This window comes from Pseudomonas sp. HY13-MNA-CIBAN-0226 (assembly GCF_040310305.1).
GTDB lineage: Bacteria > Pseudomonadota > Gammaproteobacteria > Pseudomonadales > Pseudomonadaceae > Aquipseudomonas > Aquipseudomonas gregormendelii.
In genome coordinates, this window is sequence record NZ_JBEOPS010000026.1 from 59,308 (window position 1) to 81,883 (window position 22,576).

At 58.6% G+C, this 22,576-nt stretch carries 23 protein-coding genes and 1 pseudogene; 10 read left to right on the top strand and 14 right to left on the bottom strand.

The features are described from left to right. Window positions 1-34 precede the first annotated feature (34 nt). Window positions 35-1,066, top strand: coding sequence for an HTH-type transcriptional regulator GntR (gntR, locus tag AAEZ05_RS24860; RefSeq protein WP_350649335.1), 1,032 nt, complete (start codon window positions 35-37; stop codon window positions 1,064-1,066). A 136-nt stretch (window positions 1,067-1,202) separates the two neighbouring features. On the opposite strand, the gene AAEZ05_RS24865 is transcribed toward gntR, so the two are convergent. Beyond that, window positions 1,203-2,078, bottom strand: coding sequence for a LysR family transcriptional regulator (locus AAEZ05_RS24865; RefSeq protein ID WP_350649337.1), 876 nt, complete (start codon window positions 2,076-2,078; stop codon window positions 1,203-1,205). Between the two features lie 127 nt (window positions 2,079-2,205). On the opposite strand from AAEZ05_RS24865, the gene AAEZ05_RS24870 reads away from it, so the two are divergent. Together AAEZ05_RS24870 and AAEZ05_RS24875 are read left to right on the top strand one after the other, a co-directional pair. After that, window positions 2,206-2,637, top strand: a complete 432-nt coding sequence (locus AAEZ05_RS24870) for a PACE efflux transporter (RefSeq protein WP_045061546.1) — start codon at window positions 2,206-2,208, stop codon at window positions 2,635-2,637. A gap of 62 nt (window positions 2,638-2,699) precedes the next feature. Beyond that, entirely contained in the window at window positions 2,700-3,332 is a 633-nt protein-coding gene (locus AAEZ05_RS24875; RefSeq protein WP_350599994.1) for a glutathione S-transferase family protein, read from the top strand. A 25-nt stretch (window positions 3,333-3,357) separates the two neighbouring features. On the opposite strand, the gene AAEZ05_RS30875 is transcribed toward AAEZ05_RS24875, so the two are convergent. Both AAEZ05_RS30875 and AAEZ05_RS30880 read right to left on the bottom strand, forming a co-directional pair. Further along, complete coding sequence (locus AAEZ05_RS30875) at window positions 3,358-3,816, bottom strand: methyl-accepting chemotaxis protein (protein ID WP_502947793.1); 459 nt, start codon at window positions 3,814-3,816, stop codon at window positions 3,358-3,360. Window positions 3,817-3,900: 84 nt separating this feature from the next. Next, window positions 3,901-4,677, bottom strand: a pseudogene (locus AAEZ05_RS30880) (PAS domain-containing protein); the annotation flags it as partial. 637 nt (window positions 4,678-5,314) lie between these two features. On the opposite strand from AAEZ05_RS30880, the gene AAEZ05_RS24885 reads away from it, so the two are divergent. Beyond that, entirely contained in the window at window positions 5,315-5,725 is a 411-nt protein-coding gene (locus AAEZ05_RS24885) for a GNAT family N-acetyltransferase (RefSeq protein WP_350649342.1), read from the top strand. Between the two features lie 44 nt (window positions 5,726-5,769). Here the strand turns inward: AAEZ05_RS24885 and def are convergent, their stop codons facing one another. The 3 genes from def to AAEZ05_RS24900 all read right to left on the bottom strand — a co-directional run bounded on the left by def (window position 5,770) and on the right by AAEZ05_RS24900 (window position 7,639). Next, window positions 5,770-6,309: a peptide deformylase gene (gene def, locus AAEZ05_RS24890; RefSeq protein ID WP_045061542.1), complete on the bottom strand. Its 540-nt coding sequence runs from the start codon at window positions 6,307-6,309 to the stop codon at window positions 5,770-5,772. Beyond that, window positions 6,306-7,262 carry a YihY/virulence factor BrkB family protein gene (locus AAEZ05_RS24895; RefSeq protein WP_045061541.1) on the bottom strand — a complete coding sequence of 319 codons (957 nt, stop codon included), beginning with the start codon at window positions 7,260-7,262 and terminating at the stop codon, window positions 6,306-6,308. Before AAEZ05_RS24895 ends, def begins: the two co-directional genes overlap by 4 nt. A 185-nt stretch (window positions 7,263-7,447) precedes the next feature. Next, window positions 7,448-7,639 (bottom strand): CsbD family protein, encoded by a 192-nt coding sequence (locus AAEZ05_RS24900; RefSeq protein WP_045061540.1) that lies wholly within the window; start codon window positions 7,637-7,639, stop codon window positions 7,448-7,450. A gap of 202 nt (window positions 7,640-7,841) precedes the next feature. Between AAEZ05_RS24900 and AAEZ05_RS24905 the strand changes: the two genes are divergently transcribed. Further along, the gene (locus AAEZ05_RS24905; protein ID WP_033056806.1) at window positions 7,842-8,219 is read left to right on the top strand and encodes a hypothetical protein; all 378 of its coding nucleotides are present in this window, start codon (window positions 7,842-7,844) and stop codon (window positions 8,217-8,219) included. On the opposite strand, the gene AAEZ05_RS24910 is transcribed toward AAEZ05_RS24905, so the two are convergent. The 3 genes from AAEZ05_RS24910 to fadD2 all read right to left on the bottom strand — a co-directional run bounded on the left by AAEZ05_RS24910 (window position 8,194) and on the right by fadD2 (window position 13,432). After that, window positions 8,194-9,483: a pentapeptide repeat-containing protein gene (locus AAEZ05_RS24910; RefSeq protein ID WP_160298067.1), complete on the bottom strand. Its 1,290-nt coding sequence runs from the start codon at window positions 9,481-9,483 to the stop codon at window positions 8,194-8,196. The genes AAEZ05_RS24905 and AAEZ05_RS24910 overlap by 26 nt on opposite strands. Before the next feature lie 229 nt (window positions 9,484-9,712). Then, window positions 9,713-11,407 carry a long-chain fatty acid--CoA ligase gene (gene fadD1 / locus AAEZ05_RS24915; protein WP_205892677.1) on the bottom strand — a complete coding sequence of 565 codons (1,695 nt, stop codon included), beginning with the start codon at window positions 11,405-11,407 and terminating at the stop codon, window positions 9,713-9,715. Window positions 11,408-11,743: 336 nt separating this feature from the next. Then, on the bottom strand, window positions 11,744-13,432 hold the full coding sequence (fadD2, locus tag AAEZ05_RS24920; RefSeq protein WP_045061538.1) for a long-chain-fatty-acid--CoA ligase FadD2: 1,689 nt from the start codon (window positions 13,430-13,432) through the stop codon (window positions 11,744-11,746). 229 nt (window positions 13,433-13,661) lie between these two features. Between fadD2 and AAEZ05_RS24925 the strand changes: the two genes are divergently transcribed. Next, window positions 13,662-14,606: an alpha/beta hydrolase gene (locus AAEZ05_RS24925; RefSeq protein ID WP_045061537.1), complete on the top strand. Its 945-nt coding sequence runs from the start codon at window positions 13,662-13,664 to the stop codon at window positions 14,604-14,606. Between the two features lie 41 nt (window positions 14,607-14,647). Beyond that, window positions 14,648-15,118 carry a MaoC family dehydratase gene (locus AAEZ05_RS24930; protein WP_045061536.1) on the top strand — a complete coding sequence of 157 codons (471 nt, stop codon included), beginning with the start codon at window positions 14,648-14,650 and terminating at the stop codon, window positions 15,116-15,118. Between the two features lie 80 nt (window positions 15,119-15,198). On the opposite strand, the gene AAEZ05_RS24935 is transcribed toward AAEZ05_RS24930, so the two are convergent. Next, window positions 15,199-15,666 (bottom strand): PA2169 family four-helix-bundle protein, encoded by a 468-nt coding sequence (locus tag AAEZ05_RS24935; RefSeq protein ID WP_045061535.1) that lies wholly within the window; start codon window positions 15,664-15,666, stop codon window positions 15,199-15,201. Between the two features lie 204 nt (window positions 15,667-15,870). Between AAEZ05_RS24935 and AAEZ05_RS24940 the strand changes: the two genes are divergently transcribed. Both AAEZ05_RS24940 and AAEZ05_RS24945 read left to right on the top strand, forming a co-directional pair. Further along, on the top strand, window positions 15,871-16,107 hold the full coding sequence (locus tag AAEZ05_RS24940) for a DUF3820 family protein (protein ID WP_045061551.1): 237 nt from the start codon (window positions 15,871-15,873) through the stop codon (window positions 16,105-16,107). A 14-nt stretch (window positions 16,108-16,121) separates the two neighbouring features. Then, window positions 16,122-17,303, top strand: a complete 1,182-nt coding sequence (locus tag AAEZ05_RS24945) for an aminotransferase class V-fold PLP-dependent enzyme (protein WP_350649346.1) — start codon at window positions 16,122-16,124, stop codon at window positions 17,301-17,303. Between the two features lie 223 nt (window positions 17,304-17,526). On the opposite strand, the gene AAEZ05_RS24950 is transcribed toward AAEZ05_RS24945, so the two are convergent. Genes AAEZ05_RS24950 through zwf form a run of 3 tightly spaced genes read right to left on the bottom strand, consistent with a single transcriptional unit; the run spans window position 17,527 to window position 20,379 of the window. After that, a complete protein-coding gene (locus AAEZ05_RS24950) occupies window positions 17,527-18,192 on the bottom strand; it encodes a bifunctional 4-hydroxy-2-oxoglutarate aldolase/2-dehydro-3-deoxy-phosphogluconate aldolase (protein WP_205892680.1) in 666 nt (221 codons plus the stop codon). Between the two features lie 17 nt (window positions 18,193-18,209). After that, window positions 18,210-18,923 carry a 6-phosphogluconolactonase gene (gene pgl, locus AAEZ05_RS24955; protein WP_122840176.1) on the bottom strand — a complete coding sequence of 238 codons (714 nt, stop codon included), beginning with the start codon at window positions 18,921-18,923 and terminating at the stop codon, window positions 18,210-18,212. Continuing rightward, complete coding sequence (gene zwf, locus AAEZ05_RS24960; RefSeq protein WP_045060432.1) at window positions 18,910-20,379, bottom strand: glucose-6-phosphate dehydrogenase; 1,470 nt, start codon at window positions 20,377-20,379, stop codon at window positions 18,910-18,912. Before zwf ends, pgl begins: the two co-directional genes overlap by 14 nt. Before the next feature lie 224 nt (window positions 20,380-20,603). Here zwf and AAEZ05_RS24965 point away from each other — a divergent pair, with 224 nt between their 5' ends. After that, window positions 20,604-21,464 carry a MurR/RpiR family transcriptional regulator gene (locus tag AAEZ05_RS24965; protein WP_177328568.1) on the top strand — a complete coding sequence of 287 codons (861 nt, stop codon included), beginning with the start codon at window positions 20,604-20,606 and terminating at the stop codon, window positions 21,462-21,464. A 151-nt stretch (window positions 21,465-21,615) separates the two neighbouring features. Here the strand turns inward: AAEZ05_RS24965 and AAEZ05_RS24970 are convergent, their stop codons facing one another. Further along, window positions 21,616-22,464, bottom strand: coding sequence for a D-hexose-6-phosphate mutarotase (locus tag AAEZ05_RS24970; RefSeq protein WP_350599982.1), 849 nt, complete (start codon window positions 22,462-22,464; stop codon window positions 21,616-21,618). Window positions 22,465-22,576: the final 112 nt, after the last annotated feature.

Below are 22,576 nucleotides of genomic sequence, written 5' to 3' on the forward strand. Positions count from 1 at the left end.
TTAGTGCCTCGAATTTTGTTTGGCAAGCCGTCCGATGATCTCCCCTAAAAACGATAAGAATACGCGCACCACTGGCCGCCCTACCCTCAACGAAGTGGCGCGCCTGGCCGGTGTCAGTCCGATTACCGCATCCCGTGCCCTGCGCGGGGTCAGCAGCGTGGCCGCCGACCTGGTGGAGAAGGTGCAGAAGGCGGCGCTGGAACTCAACTACGTGGTCAACCCCGCCGCCCGTGCCCTCGCCTCTGCACAGGGCCATTCCGTGGTGGTGCTGGTGCCGTCGCTGTCCAACCTCCTGTTCATCGAGACCCTGGAAGCCATTCATCAGGTTTTACGCCCCAAAGGCTTCGAGGTGCTGATCGGCAACTTCCACTACTCGCGTGACGAAGAAGAAAACCTGCTGCGCAATTACATGGCCTATCAGCCACGGGGCTTGCTGCTGACCGGTTTTGACCGCACTGAAAGCTCGCGACGCATGATCGAGGCCAGCAACATCCCGTGTGTGTACATGATGGAGCTCGACAGCGCTGCGGGCGTCAACTGCGTGGGCTTTTCGCAGCTGGCCGCCGGTGAAACAGCGGCGCAACATTTGCTCTCCCGCGGCCGCAAGCGCCTGGCCTACATCGGCGCCCAGCTGGACCAGCGCACCCTGTTGCGCGGCGAAGGTTTTCGCAGGGCGCTGCAACAGGCCGGGCTGTACGATCCCGATCTGGAGATCCTGACGCCGCGCCCTTCCTCCGTTGGCCTGGGCGGCGAGTTGTTCATGCAGTTGCTGGCCAGTCATCCCGACGTCGATGCCATCTTCTTTGGCAACGACGACCTGGCCCAGGGTGCGTTGCTCGAAGCCATGCGGTTCGGGATCAAGGTCCCGGAACAGGTGGCAATCCTGGGCTTCAACGACCTGCCGGCCTCAGCGCACATGGTGCCGCGCCTGAGCAGCATCAGTACGCCGCGCGAGGCCATCGGCCGGCGTTCGGCGGAGTTGATGCTGACCTTGCTGGCCGGCAATACCGTGGCCAGGCCAGTGCTGGACATGGGGTTTGAGTTGAAGGTGCGCGAGAGTACGTAACTTGCGACGGTTCTGAAGAAACGCGCCCCCCACTGTAGGAGCTGTCGAGTGCAACGAGGCTGCGATCTTTTGATTCTGCCGTTGATTACCAGGATCAAGGTCAAAAGATCGCAGCTCCTGCGGAAGGAGGCCGGTGTCATTGGTTGGCCATCAGCTCCACAAACGCCAACGCGCCCTTCTGCAGCGGCTGGCTCTTGAGCCACACCGCATGCACTGGCAGCACCAGGCCATTCTCGATATTGCGGAAATTCAGGCGCTGGAGCCGGCCCGCGTCGAGTAATGGCTGCACCACCGACTGCGGAAAATTACCCCAACCCAACCCGGCTTCAACCATGTCCAGCGCCATCGCCAGGGTATCGGTGCGCCAATGGGACTCGCCCAACAGCGGCCGGGTGTCACTGATCGGCAGATCACGGCTGGCGACGATGATCTGGCGCAGGTGCACCAGGTCTTCCAGAAACAGATCCTGCCCCGGTACCAGCGGATAATCCGCCGAGAGTGTGGCAATCATCCGTTCCGAACCGACAAACTGGAAGCGTTCGAGCACGTTCATGCTCAGCCCGGCGAACGCCAGGCACACACTGACCCTGCCGCTGTGCAGCATCGCCAACACGTCATCTTGCGCAGCGGTGAGCAGTTCAATGTCCAGTAACGGAAAACGCCGGGCGATGATCTTGATCGCGGCCAGCACCGCGTGCTTGTCGAGGTCGGCCACCACTGCAATCGACAACTTGCTTTCCAGCCCCAACGACAGCTCGATGGCGTGCACCTGCAACTGCTTGAGCTGCTCGGCGATCAACCGTGCATGGGGCACCAGCGCAGCGGCCATGGCGGTTGGCACCGGTTCGCGATGGCTGCGATCGAACAACAGGTAACCGAGTTCAGCCTCCAGGTTGGCGATCCCCATGCTGACCGCCGATGGCACCCGGCCCAAGGATCGAGCGGCAGCAGAAAACGACCCGCGCTCAATCACGGCAAGAAACAGTTCGATGCTATCGCTGTTGAAACTCATGTTTAACCTGTCAATAAAACTGAAAGCTTCTGACTTTTTCTGTCATCCTAATTGAAGCTATCTTGCGCCGCCTCCGCCAGTCGTTTCAACAAACCTGGCGTTTTATTCGTCGCAAGAGGTTGTATCCATGCAAGGTCTCAAACGAAAGCTGGTCTATGTGTCGCTGTATGAAATCATCGGCATGACATTCTCGGCACTTGGCCTGGCGCTGTTGTCGGGCACATCGCCCGGCAGCACCGGCCCCCTGGCGGTGATCATTACCACCATCGCCGTGACCTGGAATTTCATCTACACCTCGCTGTTCGAGCGCTGGGAAAGCCGTCAGGTGTCGCGTACCCGCACCGTGAAACGGCGCATCGCCCATGCAGTGGGATTTCAACTAACCTTGATAGTGTTTCTGATCCCGTTGATCGCCTGGTGGATGAACATCAGCCTGGTACAAGCCTTCCTGCTGGACTTGGCGCTGATCATCTTCATCCCCTGCTACACGTTCGCGTTCAACTGGTTGTTTGATCGCACCTTCGGTTTGCCCGCTTCTGCACTACCGGACCCGGCCTGATTGCCAGTCGGACATTACCCTGTCAGATTCCTGAAGCGGCTGAACGCTAAAGGAGTAGCTCGATGGAACATGCACTGAAGATTCTTGGTAAAGCGTCCTCGATCAACGTCAGAAAAGTCCTGTGGACCTGCGACGAACTGGGCGTTTCCTACGAACGTGAGGACTGGGGCAGCGGCTTCGCATCAACCCACAGCCCCGAATTCATCAAGCTCAACCCCAACGCCCAGGTGCCGGTGATCATCGACGAGGCCGGTGTGTTGTGGGAATCCAACACCATCTGTCGCTACCTCGCCGGCAAGCACCATCACACCGAACTGCTGCCTGGCGAACCGGCAGCCCGGGCCCGCGTCGAGCAATGGATGGACTGGCAGGCCACCGAACTCAATCGTTCCTGGAGTTATGCGTTCACCGGGCTGGTGCGTCGGGATCCGGAGTTCATTGACCCGCACCTGATCGCCACCGGGGTGCGCGGCTGGAACCAGAAAATGGCCATACTCGAGCAACAGCTCAAGGCCACCGGTGCCTATGTCGCCGGGCCGCACTTTACCGTGGCCGACATCGTCATCGGCCTGTCGATCAACCGCTGGCTGATGACCCCCATGGATCGCCCCGACCTGCCCGCCGTCGATGAGTATTTTCAACGGCTGGCGCAACGTCCGGGGTTTCTCAGGCATGGCTGCAATGGCTTGCCGTGAAGTTGGGTGAGTGCAATCGCGGCGATCAGTTCAACTGTAACGTCGAGTTGAACTGACTGATCGCATCCACCACATGCCGCGAGCCCTGCTGGATTTCCAGGATCACCTCCCCCGCTTCGTTCGCCAGTTCAACCCCAAGCCCGGTGCGGCTCAGGCTCGACTGCATGCTCGTCACCGCGTTCAGCGACAGGTCATGGTTCTTGCGTACCACTTCGACAATCTCCAGCGTCGCCTGGCTGGTCCTCGCTGCCAGGCTGCGGACTTCGTCGGCCACCACCGCAAAACCACGGCCGTGCTCCCCCGCCCGGGCCGCTTCGATGGCGGCGTTGAGTGCCAGCAGATTGGTCTGATCCGCAATGCCGCGAATGGTCTGGACAATGGTGCCGATAATTTCGGACTGCTTGCTCACGGCATCAATGCTCAGTGCCGCCTCATTCAGGTCGCGGGAAATGTCCTGGATGATCTGCACGGTCTGCTGCACCACCTGGGAGCCTTTCTGGGCGCAGGCGTCGTTTTGTACCGAAGTGCTGTGAGCCGATTCGGCAGCGGTCTGCAGGGTGGTGACCTGAGTCGTGATGTCACTGGCGAACTTGACGACTTTGTACAGGCGCCCCTTGGCATCGAACAGCGGGTTATAGGACGCTTCCAGGAACACCGTATGACCGTGCTTGTCTTTGCGCTCGAAACGGTGCGAGTGATATTCACCGCGATTAAGCGAGGCCCAGAACGCTTTGTAGGCCTGCGACTCGCTCTCAGCTCGATGGCAAAAAAGGCTGTGGTGCTGGCCCACGACTTCGTTCAGCGAGTAATGCATGGTTTTGAGGAAGTTATCGTTGGCCGTGATAACGGTACCGTCCGGCTTGAATTCGATGACGGCCATGGAGCGCCCGATAGCGGCGAGCAGGCTGTCGTTCTCGTGCTCCCGATTGATCCGGGCGGTGATGTCCGCCGCGACTTTCATCACGCTTTGCACCTGCCGATCAGCCCCGTATACCGGCATGTAGCTGGCCTCCAGCCAGACCTCCCGGCCGTTCCTGTCCAGGCGCTGAAACGTACCACTGAGCGGTTCGCCCCGCGCCAGGTCCCGCCACAACTTCGCGTATTCCTCGCTGCGGTAAAACGCCTCCTCACAAAAAATCCGGTGGTGCTTGCCGCGTACTTCCTCGGCGCTGTAACCCATGGTGCTGCAGAAATTCTCGTTGGCATCGATGACGGTGCCATCAGGGGTGAACTCGATGATTGCCATCGACCGGCTGACCGCGGCCAGCTTGCCGTTGGCTTCGGTCAACGCGCCACTGAAGCGCTCGATTTCCAGCAGGTCAGCCTTGTGATGTAGGTTAAACATGTCGTATCACCCTAAGCACGGTCTTTTGATTGAAGAAAGTTCGGCCTTTCTACGTATCCACCACAATGCTCCATGGAACATGGCATACGCCCCCCCATAACATGGAGGGTTCGCTCAGGTGATAAATGATGTTCAATCGGAGGGTCCATGGTGCGACGCTCTTATCAAGACATCCTTCTCTTGATAGCCCGGAATCGAGCCAAACCTGACAGTTTCATGAGTAACTCCCTTTCGCATACCACTCCTTGTTACGAGTCAGCATAGACACGCAATAACCGTACGCAAGGCCACTAGTCGACCATTACGCAGCAAAAATTGAACTTTTTTCAGTGGGCGAACCTTACGAACATCGCGGGGGACGCGATGCTGACGCTGCACAGCCGTGCAGCAGGAGCCCGAGGACCGGGCTCCCTTTTTGCGGGATCAATGGCCGAACACGTCCACCTTCTTGGCCTTCTTGTCCGCGCGCTTTTCATCAGCGGTTTTCGCCGGTTTTTTCTTCGCTGCTTTCTTTGAATCCATGCCTTTGGCCATGATACGTACTCCACTCATACGGGATGTGAGATCAGGTATACACCTATCGCCGCGCGCGCGTTCTTTTATAATCAAAGGCTTTGCTCACCGACAGACCGAACCCATGCCCGACACCCAGTACACCCTGCTCGCCGAGCCATTGTGGCTGCTGATGAACAAGTTTTATCGCAGCCATCAATCGTCGATGAAAGCCGTGCGCGACGCCCAGCTATGGATCGCAAGGCGTGAAGAAATCATCGGTGCATTGTGTTTGCGGCCGGTGGCGGACGGGCATTGGTTGACCGGACTGTTTGTTGACCCAGGTTGTCGTGAACAGGGGATCGCGGGCGCGTTGATTGCCGAGGCCATCAAGGGGCTGCAGGGGCCGGTGTGGTTGTTCTGTCATCCGGACTTGCGCGGCTTCTATGAGCGTCGCGGGTTCAGCTTCGACCCGGTGCTGCCGTATGCGATGGCTGAACGGTTGAGTCGTTATGCGCGCAGCAAGCCGATGATTGCGATGGGGGCAGGCCTGTAACCCGCCCCTGTGGCAGGCTCCTATTGCATTGAGGGTAATTCTGGTCAGTCGTCAGCGTTCGGGTCGAGGTCCGGGAACATCACTTCAGTAAAGCCGAACTTGCTGAAATCGGTGATGCGCGACGGGTACAGTCGTCCGATCAGGTGATCGCACTCATGCTGCACCACCCGGGCATGGAAGTCCGACGCAAAACGCACAATGGGTTGGCCTTTGGGATCAAAACCTTCGTAGCGGATTTCCCGATACCGATTTACCGCACCGCGCAGGCCCGGGACCGACAGGCAGCCTTCGAACCCCTCCTCCATCACCGGGCTCAGCGGCGTGATCAGCGGGTTGATCAAGATGGTCTGCGGCACGGCCTCGGCATCCGGGTAACGTTCACTGTGCTCGAACCCGAAGATCACCAGTTGCAGGTCAACGCCGATTTGCGGAGCGGCCAGGCCGACCCCACCAACGCTCTCCATGGTCTGGAACATATCGTCGATCAACTGCCACAACTCCGGCGAGTCGTACATTTCGACAGGCACCGGCGGGGCGATGCGCAGCAGTCGCTCATCGCCCATTTTCAGGATTTCACGGATCATTTGATGACTTCGTCAGTGGATGGCTTGATCGAGTGATCCCGACCCAGTCCGGAAACATGTTGTTTAGGCTCTTCGGCGAGCTCACCGGGGACTTTCTCGCCCGGGTCCTTGCCTTCGCTGGACATGTGTTCGATCACCGCATTCATCTCCGCCCCCAGCAACAACACGGCAGCAGAAATGTAGAAATACAGGAGCAACACGATGATCGCGCCGATACTGCCATACATGGCGTTGTAGTTGGCGAACTCCTTCACGTACAAGCCAAAACCCACGGACGCGAGGATCCACACCACCACCGCCAGTACCGAGCCTGGGGTGATGAAACGGAACTCCTGTTTGACGTCAGGCATCACGTAATAGATCAGCGCCACCGCCACCATCAGCAGGATCACGACCACAGGCCAGCGGGCGATGGTCCACAGGGTCACGATGAAATATTCCATGCCCACCTGCGCGGCGATCCAGCCCATCACCTGCGGCCCGAGCACCATCAGCGCCGCCGCGATCAGCAGCATGCCGGCAATGCCGATGGTGTAGAAAATCGACAGCGGGAGACGTTTCCACGCCGGACGTCCTTCGACCACGTCATAGGCAGCGTTCATCGCACTCATCAACAGGCGTACGCCGGCAGATGCGGTCCACAGCGCGATCACGATACCTACCGAGAGCAAACCGCCCTTGGATTGCTGCAGCTGGTCGATCACCGGGTTCACCTGCTCCACGGCCTGGGGCGGCAACACCAGCTCCGACTGCAGGCGCAACCAGGAGAAGAAGTCCGGCAGGTGCAAAAAACCGATCAGGGCGATCAGGAACAGAATGAAGGGGAATAGCGAGAACAACATCTGATAGGCCAGCGCCGACGCATAGGTCGACATCTCGTCATCGATGAATTCGGTGACCGTGCGCACCATCACGCGGTGGATGGGCAGACCTTTCATGTCCGGGAAAATCATTAGCGTCTCCTTTCGCCGCAAAAATCGGGTTCAAGTCGGGGCGACTCAGGGGCCGTTGCTATCAATGTAGCCTGCATCAAAATAGCCTTGTTCGGCCACTTTGAAACAAATTCTGTGTTCAAGTTCCAGCTGAAAGAAAAACGGCCATCCGCAGATGGCCGTTCATAATAGCCTCACAGGCCAGATCAGGCCTTGTCGACGCCTTTCTTTACCGCGTCTTTGGCTTTGCCCACTGCTTGCTGAGCTTCGCCTTTCTTTTCCTGCACTACGCCTTCGGCACGCATTTTGTCGTTGCCGGTCGCCTTGCCTACGCCTTGTTTGACGTTACCGACTGCTTCGTTAGCGACGCCTTTTACTTTATCGCCAGTGCTGCTCATGGTGTCTCTCCTGTGAACAATTGAACGAAAAAAAGTGCTTACAGAAAGATTGACCGGAGGGATTTGCCGGGAGTTTCATTTATTTTGCGCAGAAGATTTTCATCGATCCCGGCAGGTTGGGCTTTATGTTTGCCCGCCAACACCCGAGAATGCGCAACGTATTCAGGCCATGGCGCTGAAGATCCAACCCCGTAGGAATGTTATGAAACTCGATAAAAAGCAGGCCATTGCCCGCAGAAACCAGGAACTCGGCGGTGCTGTGCTTGGCGTCAACAACTGCCATTTCACCGAATTGAACCGCAACCGCAACATCTGGTGGTTCGATATTCCGGTCGCGCGCCTCGCCATTGGTCAGTACGAGTGGGTGCACCTGTTGATGCACACACCGGACACCGACGAACTGCTGCACCTGAAAGTGCCCACGGTGTTCCTGCGTGAGAAGCTCGAAGGCCTGGTGGTGCGCAACGAGGGCAAACGCAAGGCGGCCTTGAGCCTGGAACTGAGTGCCGACAAAGACTCGTACCTGCAAGACATGCGTCCGGCGGGCACCAACGTCAATTTTGCGCAGTTCCGCCTGTAATCGCCGGGGTAGAAGGACTGGCCGTTTGCGCGCCCGACGAAGTCTTGTCCGGACGGAAGCCGAGGGTTTTCCCGTAGCGTTTCACCAAGTCCATCTTGGATGGATGGCGGTCGATCAGGCGCTGCACCAGGTCCCGATCGATTTCGCCGTGGAAATATCGCTCATGTTCTTTTCTTTGCAGCCACAATGGCAGCAATCGAATATTGAACGATGCGATTTCAGGTACCTCGTCATAGCCACGATTATTGAACAACATCTTCACCAGCGTCGGCAGGTGGCGCTGCAGCGCGTCGTCTTCCAAGCGGTTCACTTGCTCGATCACCGATCGCATTAAGGAGTTTTTCAGATTCTGATAAGTGGGATTGATGCTGTGGATAGTCGCCAATAAATTCCTGATGCCCGTCTCGGGACAATAGGCCATACGCTGACGTTCGCTGTCGCTGGTGATGGGCCCTAGCAGAGTTTTCTCGATAAACCTTTGACTCAAGGATATCTGCGCGTTGGAGAGATTCGCGCCACTGAAGTCCACTTCATCAAGGTCAAGGTTGGTTAGGTTGGCCCCACTAAAATCGCAGCCCGAGAAACTGACAGATTTGAGTTTCGCCCCGGAAAAGTTGGTGCGACTAAAGTTCCCGCCATCACAGTGGAGGGTGTTTAGGTTGGCCTTGCTAAAATCGCAGCCCGATAAATTGACAGATTCGAGTATCGTCCCGGACAGGGTGGCTTCGCCGAAGCCCACTTCCACACAAATAAGGTAGCTCAGGTCGGTTCCAAAAAAATCACAGCGCGAGAGGTCGCTAGATTTGAGTCGCGCCCCGGATAAGTTGGCGTTCGAGAAATTCGAACCGGATAAATCGACATTCTTCGCCTGCAGGTTTGTCAGGTTTACGTTGGCAAACATAGATCCTGTAAAACTGATGTCGCAGAACGCCGAACCAGGCCACCACGCCCAGGAAAAATCCGTAAATGGGTGCCAGAAACGGTGCCTGTTTGCCGGAACAGGTTCCTCGAAAGGCGAGTAATCGCCAATGTAAACGGGACCTAAATGTTTTTTTAGCGCCGGGAAATCAAGCACTTCTTCAGAACCAAATTTTAATGTTGACGCTTCATTCTCAGCCAAGAAACGTTTGATAGGGAGGAGGGGTGAGTTGCCGGTGCGCTTCAGCGTCTTGGCAACAACACTTGATCCCCCGTCGGATCCTTGGCTCTCGCGAGAGCGAGAACAGTTCCTGGTGGGCGAAAGGGATAAGGGGGGCAGCGGCATAAGCATCACTCCATGAAAGATGGCATTGGCCAGGAGCCCGCAATCAAATCACGCCCCAATACCCAAGACTTTCAGAAAACGCACAATGGGCTGATGCATGCGTGCGGCAGTGCGACCCATTGAGGAATAGCGCGCAAAAAAAATCCGCAGCCCGTTTCGGGTCGCGGATTTTTCGACGGTTCAATGCTCAGCCAGCGTCTCCGGATCGGCAGGCGACGCCAGTTGCCATTCAGGCCTTTTTCAGGCCCAGCTTCTTCAACTCCTCGTCACGCAATTCGCGCCGCAGGATCTTGCCGACGTTGGTGGTCGGCAGCGCATCGCGGAACTCCACGGAACGTGGCACCTTGTAGCCGGTAACATTGGCACGCATGTGCTCCATCACCGTTTCCTTGGTCAGGGTCACGCCCGGCTTGACGACGATGAAGATCTTGATCGCTTCACCCGACTTCTCGTCCGGCACGCCAATCGCTGCGCACTGCAACACGCCCGGCAGGGTCGCCAGCACGTCTTCCAGCTCGTTGGGATACACGTTGAAGCCGGACACCAGGATCATGTCTTTTTTGCGATCGACAATACGCATGTAGCCATCCGGCTGGATCAGGGCGATGTCACCGGTCTTCAGCCAGCCTTCGCTGTCGAGGATTTCATCGGTGGCGTCCTGATGCTGCCAGTAACCCTTCATCACCTGCGGCCCTTTCACGCACAGTTCACCGATTTCACCCAGTGGCTGTTCCACGCCGGCATCATCGATGATCTTGCACAGGGTCGACGGTACCGGAATGCCGATGGTGCCGATCTGGATGTGCTGGATCGGATTCACCGTGGCCACCGGACTGGTTTCGGTCATGCCGTACCCTTCACAGATGGAGCAACCGGTGACCGCCTTCCAGCGCTCGGCGGCCGCCAGTTGCAGGGCCATGCCGCCCGACAGGGTGACTTTCAGCGCAGAGAAGTCCAGCTTGCGGAAACCTTCGTTGTTGCACAGCGCAACGAAGAGCGTATTAAGGCCGACAAAACCGCTGAACTTCCACTTCGACAACTCCTTGACCATCGCCGGCAGGTCGCGCGGGTTGCTGATGAGGATGTTGTGGTTGCCGATCAACATCATCGCCATGCAATGAAAGGTAAAGGCATAGATATGGTACAGCGGCAGCGGCGTGATCAGGATCTCGCAACCTTCATTCAGGTTGGAACCCATCAGCGCCTTGCACTGCAACATGTTCGCCACCAGGTTGCGATGGGTCAGCATCGCGCCTTTGGCCACGCCGGTGGTGCCACCGGTGTATTGCAACACGGCCACATCGCTGCTGGCCGGGCAGGCTTCGGTGACTGGCTGGCCGTGGCCCTTGCTCAATACGTCGTTGAACTTGATCGCCTTGGGCAAGTGATAGGCCGGGACCATTTTCTTCACGTACTTGATGACGCTGTTGATCAGCAGGCGCTTGAGCGGCGGCAGCAGGTCGGCGACTTCGGTAACGATGACGTGCCTGACCCCAGTCTTGGGCACCACGGTCTGCGCCAAATGGGCCATGTTGGCCAGGCAGACCAGGGCCTTGGCACCGGAGTCGTTGAATTGATGTTCCATTTCCCGCGCGGTGTACAGCGGGTTGGTGTTGACCACGATCAGCCCGGCGCGAATCGCACCGAAGACGGCCACCGGGTACTGCAACACGTTGGGCAATTGCACGGCGATTCGATCGCCTGGCTGCAAGTCGGTATGCTGTTGCAGATAAGCGGCAAAGGCGCCCGACAGTTCGTACAGTTCACCGTAGGTGAGTGTCTTGCCCAGGTTGCTGAACGCCGGCTTGTTGGCGAAGCGTTGGCAGGACTGCTTCAGCACTGCCTGAATATTCGGGTACTCGTCCGGATTGATGTCGGCAGCAATCCCGGCAGGGTACTTATCCTTCCAAAAGTCTTCGATCATGGAAGCCCACTCCTCAGCAACGCGAATTCAGCACCGCATTTGATGCGATTATTATTGGTGTTTGGTCAGGGGCCAAAACGGCGTTTTAAAAGGCCGGGAAGTCCCAAAGCGCGCCGAGAGTAGCAGCTTTGCCAAGGGTCGACCAGAGCCAAAAGCGGGCTCTACAGTCACACTGGTGACTCTTGAATAGCTTATAGTCAGTTTTAGAGCAAAAATTCTATTGGTCGCCTGGAAGCAAAAGATCGCAGCCTTCGGCAGCTCCTACAGAGGAACGCATTCTCATGTAGGAGCTGCCGAAGGCTGCGATCTTTTGGCGTCATCCAACTCTACTGATCACTAAGCAATATCGCGCAGCTCCCGCCGCAATATCTTGCCCACCGGCGTCATCGGCAACGATTCGCGCAACACAATATGCTTGGGTACTTTGTAAGCCGTGAAGTTTTCCTTGCAGTAGGCCTTCAGCTCTTCAAGGCTGACCCCGGATTCGCGCGCCACTACAAACAATTTCACCGCCTCCCCCGAGCGCTCGTCAGGTACACCGATCACCGCGCAGTTAGCGACTTTCGGATGAGCCATCATCACGTCCTCGATCTCGTTCGGGTACACGTTGAAACCCGAGACGATGATCATGTCCTTCTTGCGATCGACGATGCGCACAAAACCATCCGGGTCGATCACTGCAATATCGCCGGACTTGAACCAGCCCTCGGCATCCAGTACTTCGGCCGTCGCCTCAGGCTTCTGCCAGTAGCCTTTCATGATCTGCGGGCCCTTGATGCACAGCTCGCCGCGTTCGCCCAAGGCTTGCTCGACACCGTCATCGTTGATGATTTTCAGCGTGGTACCCGGTACTGGCAGGCCCACCGTACCGATGCGCGACTTGTCACCGTAGGGGTTGGTGCACGCCACCGGTGACGTTTCGGTCAGGCCGTAGCCTTCGGTGATGCGGCATCCGGTGAGTTTTTCCCAGCGTTCGGCAGTGGCCTTGACCAGCGCAGTGCCACCGGAATTGGTCAGCTTGAGGCTGGAGAAGTCCAGGGACTTGAAATCCGGATGATCCATCAATGCGACAAACAAAGTGTTTAAACCCAGCAACGCGGAAAAACGCCAGCTCTTCAGTTCCTTGATAAAGCCCTTGATGTCCCGTGGATTAGTGATCAGCACGTTATGGTTGCCGGTGACCATCATGCACATGCAGTTCGCCGTGAAGGCATAGATGTGATACAGCGGCAGCGGCGCAATCATCACCTCCTGCCCTTCTCGCAGCAGCGGCTGGCCGTCGGTACCGAACTGACCAAGGCAGGCCCGCGCCTGTTGCATGTTCGCCACCAGGTTGCCGTGGGTCAGCATCGCGCCCTTGGCCAGGCCAGTGGTGCCGCCGGTGTACTGCAGCACTGCGACATCGTCGAGACCGGCGTTCAACGGTTTGATCCCCTGCCCCTTGCCCATGCGCAGCGCGCTCTTGAAGGAGATGGCCTGGGGCAGTGAATAGGCCGGAACCATTTTCTTCACTTTGTCGACCACGGTATTGATCAGCCAGCCCTTCGCGGCCGGCATCAGGTCGCCCATTTTGGCTTCGATCAAGTACTGGATGTCGGTGTCCGGCAGCACTTCCTGGACCTTTTGCCCGAACATGTTCAGGTACACCAGCGCCCGGGCACCGGAATCCTTGAATTGATGGCGCATTTCCCGCGCGGTGTACAACGGGTTGGTATTGACCACAATCAGGCCGGCACGCAAGGCGCCAAACACGGCGATCGGGTAATGCAGGACATTCGGCATCTGTACCGCGATGCGATCGCCTGGCACCAGGTCGGTATGGGCTTGCAGGTAACCGGCAAACGCGGCGCTGTAGCGTTCCAGTTCGGCGTAGGTCAGGGTCACGCCCATGTTGCTGAAGGCCGGGCGGTCGGCGAATTTCTTGCAGGAACGCTCGAACACCTCAATGACCGACTTGTAGGCCCCAAGGTCGATGTTCAGGGGTACGCCGGCCGGGCGTTTGTCATTCCAGAAATCAGGTTGCATTGTTCTTGTCCTCTTTACCTGAACCTATCCGGGCCGCTGTTCTGTCAGTTTCGTCAGACCTGACGCGAAAAGCGGAGCTTCACGGACACTAGCAGTTATGGCGAATCAGGCAAACATGACCGATACCGTCATTGATCGTGTGAATCTTCCTGCCGTGGTGTAAGGCAGTTCGCACGGCCGCACCCGGAATGCGCTATACAATGCATCGACCCAGCGCAAAGGAATCGCCATGATCCACGACACTTTCTGGCTGACCGCGAGTGACCGCAGTCGCCTGTTCGTCAATCAGTGGCTACCCACCCCTCCCCTGAAAGCCATCGTGCTGCTGGCCCACGGCATGGCGGAGCACAGCGCCCGCTACCAAGGCCTGGCGCAAAAACTCTGCGAGCAGGGCTACGGTGTCTATGCCCCCGACCTGCGAGGACATGGCAAAACCGCCGAAAATGGCACCTTGGGGCATTTCGCCGACGACGATGGCTGGTGCAAGGTCGTCGGCGACCTGGCGAGCCTCAATCAGCACGTCGGTCAGCAGCATCCCGGGGTGCCGATCCTGCTGATCGGCCACAGCATGGGCAGCTACCTCGCCCAGGCCTATCTGCTGCACCACAGCGCCAGCCTGCACGGCGCGGTGCTGAGCGGCTCGAACTTCCAGCCCGTGGCGCTTTATCGCGCCGCCCGGCAGATCGCCCGCGCCGAACGGCTGCGCCAAGGTCCCAAGGGCCGCAGTGCGCTGATCGAGTGGTTGTCGTTCGGCTCGTTCAACAAGCATTTCAAGCCGGTACGTACGCCTTTTGACTGGCTGAGCCGCGACCCGGCCGAAGTCGACAAGTACATCAACGACCCGCTTTGCGGCATGCGCTGCACCAATCAGCTGTGGGTCGATTTGCTGGGCGGCTTGCAGCAAATCAGCAAAGCGTCCAATCTCGCGCAGATTGATCCGGGCCTGCCGTTGCTGGTGATTGGCGGCGAATGTGATCCGGTGAGTGAAGGCAAGCGTCTCAAAGGTCTGGCCAATGCCCTGCGCAAGGCCGGCAGCCAGAATCTGCATCTGATTATTTACCCCCAGGCCCGGCATGAACTCTTCAACGAGATCAACCGCGATCAGGTTATCAACGATCTGTTGAACTGGATCGAGCAGGCGCTGAGCCACCGCCGACCCACCCGGTCGGAATAGTTTTTTTGCGATTTATTTATTCGTGACAGGAATTGAAACAGATGACCCAGGTTACCAACACCCCTTATGAAGCCCTCGAAGTCGGCCAGACCGCCAGCTACAGCAAAACGGTCGAAGAGCGCGACATCCAGTTGTTCGCCGCGATGTCCGGCGATCACAACCCGGTGCACCTGGACGCCGAATATGCTGCAGGCACCATGTTCAAGGAGCGTATCGCCCATGGCATGTTCAGCGGCGCCTTGATCAGCGCAGCCGTGGCCTGCGAACTGCCCGGGCCCGGGACTATCTACATCGGCCAGCAGATGAGCTTCCAGAAGCCGGTAAAGATTGGCGACACGTTGACCGTGCGCCTTGAAATCCTCGAAAAACTGCCGAAGTTTCGCGTGCGCATTGCGACTCGCGTTTTCAATCAGCGTGATGAGCTGGTAGTGGATGGCGAAGCGGAGATTCTGGCGCCGCGCAAGCAGCAGACCGTGACGTTGACGACATTGCCGGCGATCAGCATCGGTTGAAAAGCAAAAGATCGCAGGCTGCGATCTTTTGACGAAAAAAACGCCGGATCAACCGGCGTTTTTTTGGCTGCTACGAACGCTTACGAGCGAGCACGAGCCTGGTTACGCAGGGCTTTGACCTGGTCGTGGTTGCGTTGTACGCCGTGGTACTGACGCTCAACCAGGTCACGAATGCCTACCAGATTGTGCTTGTTGATTTTTTCGATGGCTTCTTTATAAGCCTTCAGCGCATGGTCTTCACCGCGCTCGGCTTCGTTCAACACGGCTTCTTCATCCTTGCCGGTGAACATGGCCTTCACGTCAACCCAACGGCGATGCAGATCGCCGCTGACGCTGGTGGAAGTTTCCGGATCGCCACCCATGGAACGCACGGCTGCCTGCAGTTCTGCCGCGGCAGTTGCGCAATCAGCGGAACGGGTCACGAACAGGGTTTTGAGTTCTGGGTGCTTGATGTCTTCGGCGCAGGTCTTGAACCCTTCCTGACCGTCTTTGCTGACTTCGATCAGGTCGTTGAGTACAGAGATGGCTTCTTTATTCATGTCGGTCATTTTTCAATTCCTTGCGGGTTGATGAAAGATGCAATAGCTATTGCACCCTGCATGCCAGCTTTTCACTGAAAATAAATTCGTTATATTTCAATGAGTTATGTTTTATCGCGAAATCTGCATCCGCTTTTTTTGCATGATCTGTCATTTGGCCTGCATGCAGAATGCCTGTATTTTCAAATGTGACTGACTCAAGACGATCAAATGATGAACCCGCAAAAGCTCGAACTGCTGATTACTCGCCAAATGCCCTTTGGAAAATACAAAGGACGCATCATTGCCGACCTTCCCGGCCAGTACCTCAACTGGTTTGCCCGGGAAGGTTTTCCCCACGGCGAACTGGGCGGCCTGCTGGCCCTGATGCAGGAGATCGACCACAACGGCCTGTCGGAGCTGCTTGAACCGCTGCGCGCCAAACACGGCAAACCTGCCCCGCGTCATTGAAGACTGAGTAAGCCATGCCCGATAACACCCGCCGCGCCCGTGATGAGCTGTTCTGGCTGACGTTTGCCGATCGATACTCGAAGGAACCTGGCCCGATCAATCTTGAAAACGGTTATTTCGGCCGAATGTCGCGCACGGTGGTCGAGGAATACCAGCGCAACATCGAGCTGATCAACCGCAGCAACTCGGTTCATGTGCGCCAGCGCTTCGAACAGGTCGAAAGCCTGGAGATTCGCGCGCAGCTGGCGGAGCTGATTGGCGTGCGGGCGCAAGCCGTTGCCCTGACCCGTAACGCCACAGACGCCCTGCAATCGCTGATCCGCAATTACAACCGCCTGCAGCCGGGCGATCAGGTGCTGATCTGCGACCTCGAATACGACACGGTAAAAGGTGCCATGCGCTGGCTGGCGCGTTATCGCGGTGTGGAGGTGATAGAGATTGATCACCAGCACCCCGCCTCTTTCGACTCGCTGCTGGCCAGTTACCGTGAGGCTTTCGAGCGTTACCCACGGCTCAAGCTGATGGCATTGACCCACGTCACCCATCGCACCGGGCTGGTGATGCCGGTGCAGGCCATTGCGGCGGCTGCGAGGGAACACGGCATCGATGTGATCCTCGACGGCGCCCATGCGCTGGGGCAGATGAAGTTCAATCTCGCAGAGCTGGGCATTGTTTTCGCCGGTTACAACCTGCACAAGTGGATCGGTGCGCCGCTGACACTGGGTTTCATGTACATCGCCCCGGAGCGCCTGGCGGATATTGACCCGGACATGGGCGAGCAGCATTTCCCGCTCAACGACATTCGCGCCCGCACGCCCTACAGCACCCCCAATATCTCGGCGCTGCTGACGCTGCCGCTGGTGTTCGAGGAACACCTGGCCATGGGCGGCTCCGCAGCCAAAGGCGCGCGGCTTAATTATCTGCGCAATGAGTGGGTCCGGGCGGTGCGGGATTGGCCGGGTATCGAGGTGATGACCCCGGACGACCCACGGTTGTATTGCGCGATAACCTCGATGCGGTTTACCCGGCATGCGGATCAACAGGTGATGGTCGACCGGCTGTTGAATGAGTTCAACCTGTTTACCGTTGTACGCAGCGGCGCGGCGAGCGGACCCTGTATCCGCATTACACCAGGGCTGACGACCACAGCGGCGGATATCGCGGCGCTGATCAAGGCGCTGGACCAGTTGCGCTGATTCACCACCGCCCCCCTGTAGGAGCGAGCTTGCTCGCGAAAAACCTGAGACCGCCAAGGGGTGTCAGGTTTCCAGCGTTATCGTTAACGGCCATCGCGAGCAAGCTCGCTCCTACAGGGTTATGGCGTACACGGTGGGGCTTTCTTCAGACAAAAAAAACGGTGCACCGACCAAGCGCACCGTTAAGGCCGTAGAACACACAACGACGTGTCAGTAAAACCAATCAGTCCAGCAGCGCCAACGCCTCGGCAGTGCATTCCTGGATGCGGGCCCAGTCGCCGTTCCTGATCCACTCCGGATCAAGCATCCAGCTGCCGCCCACGCACATCACGTTTTTCAACGCCATGTAGCTTTTGATGTTGGCCGGGCTAACGCCGCCAGTCGGGCAGAATTTAACTTCGCCGAACGGACCGCCCAGGGCTTTGATCGCCGCGACGCCACCGCTGACTTCCGCCGGGAACAGCTTGAAACGGCGATAGCCCAGGCCATAACCCTCCATGATCCCGGAAGCATTGCTGATCCCCGGCAACAGTGGAATCGGGCTGTCGACACTGGCTTCCAGCAGGTCACGAGTTATGCCTGGCGTGACGATGAACTGCGAACCGGCCGCCTCAGCCGCGGCCAGCATGCTGCGATCCAGCACGGTACCGGCACCGGTCATCAGTTCCGGGCGCTGCTCGCGCAGAATCTGGATAGCCTTGAGGCCGAACTGCGAACGCAAGGTCACTTCCAGGGCAGTCAGGCCACCGGCGGCAAGGGCATCGGCCAGGGGCAGGACATCCTGCTCGCGAGCGATGGTGATGACCGGCAGAATCCGCGCCTTGGCGCAGAGGCTGTCGATCAGGGCAACTTTGTCCGCCATGGAAACGGTCGGGGGAGTGTTTTTCATAGCGGCTGATCCTTGGCTCATGGGCACCAGTAAATCTCTAACGTAGGTTGCAGAAACGCGCGAATCGGCATGGCGCCGACATCGTCACCGGCCAATGCGGCACTCAGGGTGGTCAGCTTGGACTGACCGGAAATCGATAGAACAGTGGTCTCGGCCGAGGCCAGCAGCGCACGACTCATGGTCAGGCGCTGATGCGGCACGGTCGGTGCCAGCATCGGGTAGCAGCGTCGAGTGCCATCGGCTGCCAACGCTTCAGCCAGGTTCGGGCTGTTGGGAAACAGCGACGCGGTATGACCGTCATCGCCCATGCCGAGTATCAGCACGTCGATCGGCGGCAACTCTGCCAACAGACGATCGGCTTGCTCGGCGGCCAGCTCCAGGTTCGCCGTGGCGCTGTACAGGCTCAGGAATTGCGCCTTGGCCGCCGGGCCTTGCAGCAGGTAGCGCTTGAGCAGCCCGGCATTGCTGTCGGCATGCTCGACCGGCACCCAGCGCTCGTCGGCCAGGGTGACAACCACCTTGGACCAGTCGAGCTTTTGCCTGGCCAGGTTCTGGAAAAAGGCCACCGGGCTACGGCCACCGGACACCACCAGCGTCGCGGTGCCGCGAGCATCGATAGCGTCACTCAGCTGCTTGGCCACATTCAGTGCCAAGGCATCGGCCAACAGCACCGGGCTCTTGTACTCATGGGCGCTGACGCCCTGAGGCAGTTTCAAATCAGATATCGCCATACCACGACCTCCCGTCCCGCGTGATCAGTGCAATGGAGCTCATGGGGCCCCAGGACCCGGCCGCGTACGGCTTGGGCGCATCACCGGATTTTTTCCACCCGGCGATCAACTGGTCACACCACTTCCACGCGGCTTCGATTTCATCTTTACGGACAAACAGGTTCTGATTGCCGCGCATTACTTCCAGCAACAACCGTTCGTAGGCATCGGGAATGCGTGCGCTACGCCAGGTATCGGAAAAATTCAGCTGCAACGGACCGCTGCGCAGCTGCATGCCCTTGTCCAGGCCTTGCTCCTTGGTCATCACGCGCAAGGAAATGCCTTCGTCCGGCTGCAGGCGGATAATCAGCTTGTTGCTGATTTGCAGGCGCTGCTCCGGCGCGAAGATGTAGTGCGACGGCTCCTTGAAATGGATGACGATCTGCGACAGCTTCTGCGGCATGCGCTTGCCGGTACGCAGGTAAAACGGCACACCGGCCCAGCGCCAGTTGCGAATGTCGGCGCGTAGGGCGACAAAGGTTTCGGTGTCGCTCTGGGTATTCGAATTCGGCTCTTCAAGATAGCCCGGCACCGGTTTGCCTTCGCTGTAGCCGGCGATGTACTGGCCGCGCACCACTTGGGTGGTCAGGCCTTCCGGGCTGATCGGCGCCAGCGCCTTGAGCACCTTGACCTTCTCGTCGCGAATACTGTCGGCGGACAGGTCGGCTGGCGGGTCCATGGCGATCAGGCACAGCAGCTGCAGCAGGTGATTCTGGATCATGTCGCGCAGCTGGCCGGCCTTGTCGAAGTAGCCCCAGCGGCCTTCGATCCCGACTTTCTCGGCCACGGTAATTTCCACGTGGGAGATGTAGTTCTGGTTCCACTGGGTTTCGAACAGGCTGTTGGCAAATCGCAGGGCGATCAGGTTCTGGACGGTTTCCTTGCCCAGGTAGTGGTCGATGCGATAGGTGCGGTTTTCCGGGAAAAACTCGGCCACCGCGTCGTTGACCGTGCGCGAGGATTCCAGGTCCGAGCCGATCGGTTTTTCCAGCACCACGCGGGTATTTTCAGCCAGGCCGACTTTCGCCAGGTTTTCGCAGATGGCGCCGTAGACGGCGGCCGGGGTGGCGAAATAGGCGATGACTCGCTGGGCGCTACCGGCTTGCTCCGCCAGGGCGACGTAATCATCGGCCTTGAGGAAATCGACATGCAGGTAACTCAAGCGGGCGAGGAAACGCTCGACCACGGCTTCGTCCAGCTCCTTGGCGCCCACGTAGCGGCGCAGCTCCGTGGCGATAAACGCCAGGTGCTCCTGTTGGCTGCCCGGCTCACGGGCCAGCGCGATGATGCGCGTGTCCTCGTGCAGCAGGCCTGCACCGTCAAGCTGGTAGAGAGCAGGAAACAGCTTGCGCAGGGCCAGGTCGCCAAGGGCGCCGAACAAGGCAAAGGTGCACGGTTCAACCGTAATCGAAGGCATGATGTTGGTTCTTTTATCAAGTTAAGCTACAAATACCTTTTTTCAAGGCATCGCTCAAGAGAAAATGTAGTAATAACCACAACATTTTCGCAAAATATGGATTGCGAGTGGTGGTCAGTCGGAGCCATCAGTAGGATAGGCCACCGTCCCGGGCCTCACCAAAGGCTCAATTCGCATAGCCGAGCGGCTTTTTACAGGTGAATCAAGGAACATATATGGACCGCGTGCGAAATTTACTGGAACAGATCCAGAATCGCCTTGAAGACCTGAACAAGGCCGAACGCAAAGTCGCCGAGGTGATCCTGCTCAACCCACAGCAGGCCACCCGCTTCAGCATCGCCGCCCTCGCCCAGGCCTCGAAGGTCAGTGAGCCGACGGTCAACCGTTTCTGCCGTTCGTTCGGTGTCAGCGGCTACCCGGAACTCAAGCTGCAACTGGCCCAGAGCCTGGCCAGCGGAGCCGCGTACGTCAGCCGTGCGGTCGAGGCGGACGATAATCCGGAAGCCTATACCCAGAAGATTTTCGGCAGCGCCATCGCGTCCCTGGACAGCGCCCTGCAGGCCCTGGACCCGAACCTGATCAGCCGCGCTGTCGACCTGTTGATCCAGGCCCGGCAGATCCACTTCTTCGGCCTCGGCGCTTCAGCCCCGGTCGCGCTGGATGCGCAGCACAAGTTCTTCCGTTTCAACCTGGCCGTCACCGCCCATGCCGACGTGCTGATGCAGCGCATGATTGCGTCGGTGGCACATACCGGTGAACTGTTCGTGATCATTTCCTACACCGGCCGCACCCGCGAGCTGGTGGAAGTGGCGCGCATTGCCCGGGAAAACGGCGCCTCGGTGCTGGGCTTGACCGCTGAGGGCTCGCCCCTGGCCAAGGCCAGCACCCTGAGCCTGAATATTCCACTGCCGGAAGACACCGACATCTACATGCCGATGACCTCGCGGATCATTCAACTGACCGTGCTGGATGTACTGGCAACCGGCATGACCCTGCGCCGGGGCGTGGATTTCCAACCGCATTTGCGCAAGATCAAAGAGAGCCTGAATGCGAGCCGGTATCCGGTGGGGGATGAGTTTAACTAAGCCCAACATCGGTGTTGCCTGGTCGGGCCTCATCGCGGGCAAGCCCGCTCCCACAGAGATCTTCAGTGAGCATGGATTCGTGTGCTTCGCAGATCCCTGTGGGAGCGGGCTTGCCCGCGATGAGGCCAGCCGCAATACCACCCATTCCGAGCTAAGCCCCCACCCGCGCCTGCAAACTCAAATTCGCCCGCTCCCCCGGCGCCAGTCCCCGCCCACCACCACTCGCCGCCTCGACACAGACAAATTCAGACATCTCGTTCCAGCTCACTCCCAGCAACGGCCGCGTCCCCGGGTGCCAGACCACGGTGTTTGCGTCATCCCCGGTATCGATGCACAACTGCCGCTGCCAGACAGGGTCCTTGAGCTGTAATTCGCCCTCGTGCTGGAACACTCGCTGGCAGCCGCCATCCACCCGCAGCTCTCCTTCCTGCTGGCATGCCTGGCGCTTCAACTGGTCGTAACCTTGCACCCCATCGAGCCCAGACAGCGCTACCTCGCCCACGTCGCCAATACGCCAGTAGGCGTGCAAAGCCTGACTCAACTGACACGGCAGGCTGTCCTGATGCTCAGTCGCCAGGCGTAGGTCCAGGCGCTCGCCAAGGTGCGCATGCAGGTCCACTTGCCAGTCGCACAGTTGCAGTTGCCAGTGCAGGCGCACGCCGTCGTCGTCCGTGCTGCTGTCGAGTAACTTCCAGTCGAGCAGACGCGCCCAGCCATGGGACGGCCAGGCGTTTTCGCTCGGATGGCGGCCATACCACGGCCAGCACACCGGCACCCCGCCTCGAATCGCGCCGACATGCGGCCACTTCGCTGCGCACCACAGCCAGGGTTTCTGGCCTTTGGGCTGGAAGTGCAGCAACTGCGCACCCTGGCGACTGAACACCGCCTGGCAGAGCGGATGATCGATCACCAGCACGTCGCGCAGTTGATAGCGCTCCCACGCGAACACAGGACGCTCGCGCAAGGATTTGAAGAAGCGTTGTAGCGGATGCTCATGCATGTGCCGCAGTCCTGAAAATCATCTGTTACCGGGAAGTGCCCGCCCCAAAAAAAAGCGGACAGCCTTGGCCGTCCGCAAAAATGCGCACATGGAGAGAAGCTTATCGCAACAG

Excerpts from the sequence above, each read along its gene's own strand:
- gntR (WP_350649335.1), top strand. The coding sequence starts at position 35 with ATGATCTCCCCTAAAAACGATAAGAATACGCGCACCACTGGCCGCCCT.
- AAEZ05_RS24865 (WP_350649337.1), bottom strand. The coding sequence starts at position 2,078 with ATGAGTTTCAACAGCGATAGCATCGAACTGTTTCTTGCCGTGATTGAG.
- AAEZ05_RS24870 (WP_045061546.1), top strand. The coding sequence starts at position 2,206 with ATGCAAGGTCTCAAACGAAAGCTGGTCTATGTGTCGCTGTATGAAATC.
- AAEZ05_RS24875 (WP_350599994.1), top strand. The coding sequence starts at position 2,700 with ATGGAACATGCACTGAAGATTCTTGGTAAAGCGTCCTCGATCAACGTC.
- AAEZ05_RS24885 (WP_350649342.1), top strand. The coding sequence starts at position 5,315 with ATGCCCGACACCCAGTACACCCTGCTCGCCGAGCCATTGTGGCTGCTG.
- def (WP_045061542.1), bottom strand. The coding sequence starts at position 6,309 with ATGATCCGTGAAATCCTGAAAATGGGCGATGAGCGACTGCTGCGCATC.
- AAEZ05_RS24895 (WP_045061541.1), bottom strand. The coding sequence starts at position 7,262 with ATGATTTTCCCGGACATGAAAGGTCTGCCCATCCACCGCGTGATGGTG.
- AAEZ05_RS24900 (WP_045061540.1), bottom strand. The coding sequence starts at position 7,639 with ATGAGCAGCACTGGCGATAAAGTAAAAGGCGTCGCTAACGAAGCAGTC.
- AAEZ05_RS24905 (WP_033056806.1), top strand. The coding sequence starts at position 7,842 with ATGAAACTCGATAAAAAGCAGGCCATTGCCCGCAGAAACCAGGAACTC.
- AAEZ05_RS24910 (WP_160298067.1), bottom strand. The coding sequence starts at position 9,483 with ATGCCGCTGCCCCCCTTATCCCTTTCGCCCACCAGGAACTGTTCTCGC.
- fadD1 (WP_205892677.1), bottom strand. The coding sequence starts at position 11,407 with ATGATCGAAGACTTTTGGAAGGATAAGTACCCTGCCGGGATTGCTGCC.
- fadD2 (WP_045061538.1), bottom strand. The coding sequence starts at position 13,432 with ATGCAACCTGATTTCTGGAATGACAAACGCCCGGCCGGCGTACCCCTG.
- AAEZ05_RS24925 (WP_045061537.1), top strand. The coding sequence starts at position 13,662 with ATGATCCACGACACTTTCTGGCTGACCGCGAGTGACCGCAGTCGCCTG.
- AAEZ05_RS24930 (WP_045061536.1), top strand. The coding sequence starts at position 14,648 with ATGACCCAGGTTACCAACACCCCTTATGAAGCCCTCGAAGTCGGCCAG.
- AAEZ05_RS24935 (WP_045061535.1), bottom strand. The coding sequence starts at position 15,666 with ATGACCGACATGAATAAAGAAGCCATCTCTGTACTCAACGACCTGATC.
- AAEZ05_RS24940 (WP_045061551.1), top strand. The coding sequence starts at position 15,871 with ATGAACCCGCAAAAGCTCGAACTGCTGATTACTCGCCAAATGCCCTTT.
- AAEZ05_RS24945 (WP_350649346.1), top strand. The coding sequence starts at position 16,122 with ATGCCCGATAACACCCGCCGCGCCCGTGATGAGCTGTTCTGGCTGACG.
- AAEZ05_RS24950 (WP_205892680.1), bottom strand. The coding sequence starts at position 18,192 with ATGAAAAACACTCCCCCGACCGTTTCCATGGCGGACAAAGTTGCCCTG.
- pgl (WP_122840176.1), bottom strand. The coding sequence starts at position 18,923 with ATGGCGATATCTGATTTGAAACTGCCTCAGGGCGTCAGCGCCCATGAG.
- zwf (WP_045060432.1), bottom strand. The coding sequence starts at position 20,379 with ATGCCTTCGATTACGGTTGAACCGTGCACCTTTGCCTTGTTCGGCGCC.
- AAEZ05_RS24970 (WP_350599982.1), bottom strand. The coding sequence starts at position 22,464 with ATGCATGAGCATCCGCTACAACGCTTCTTCAAATCCTTGCGCGAGCGT.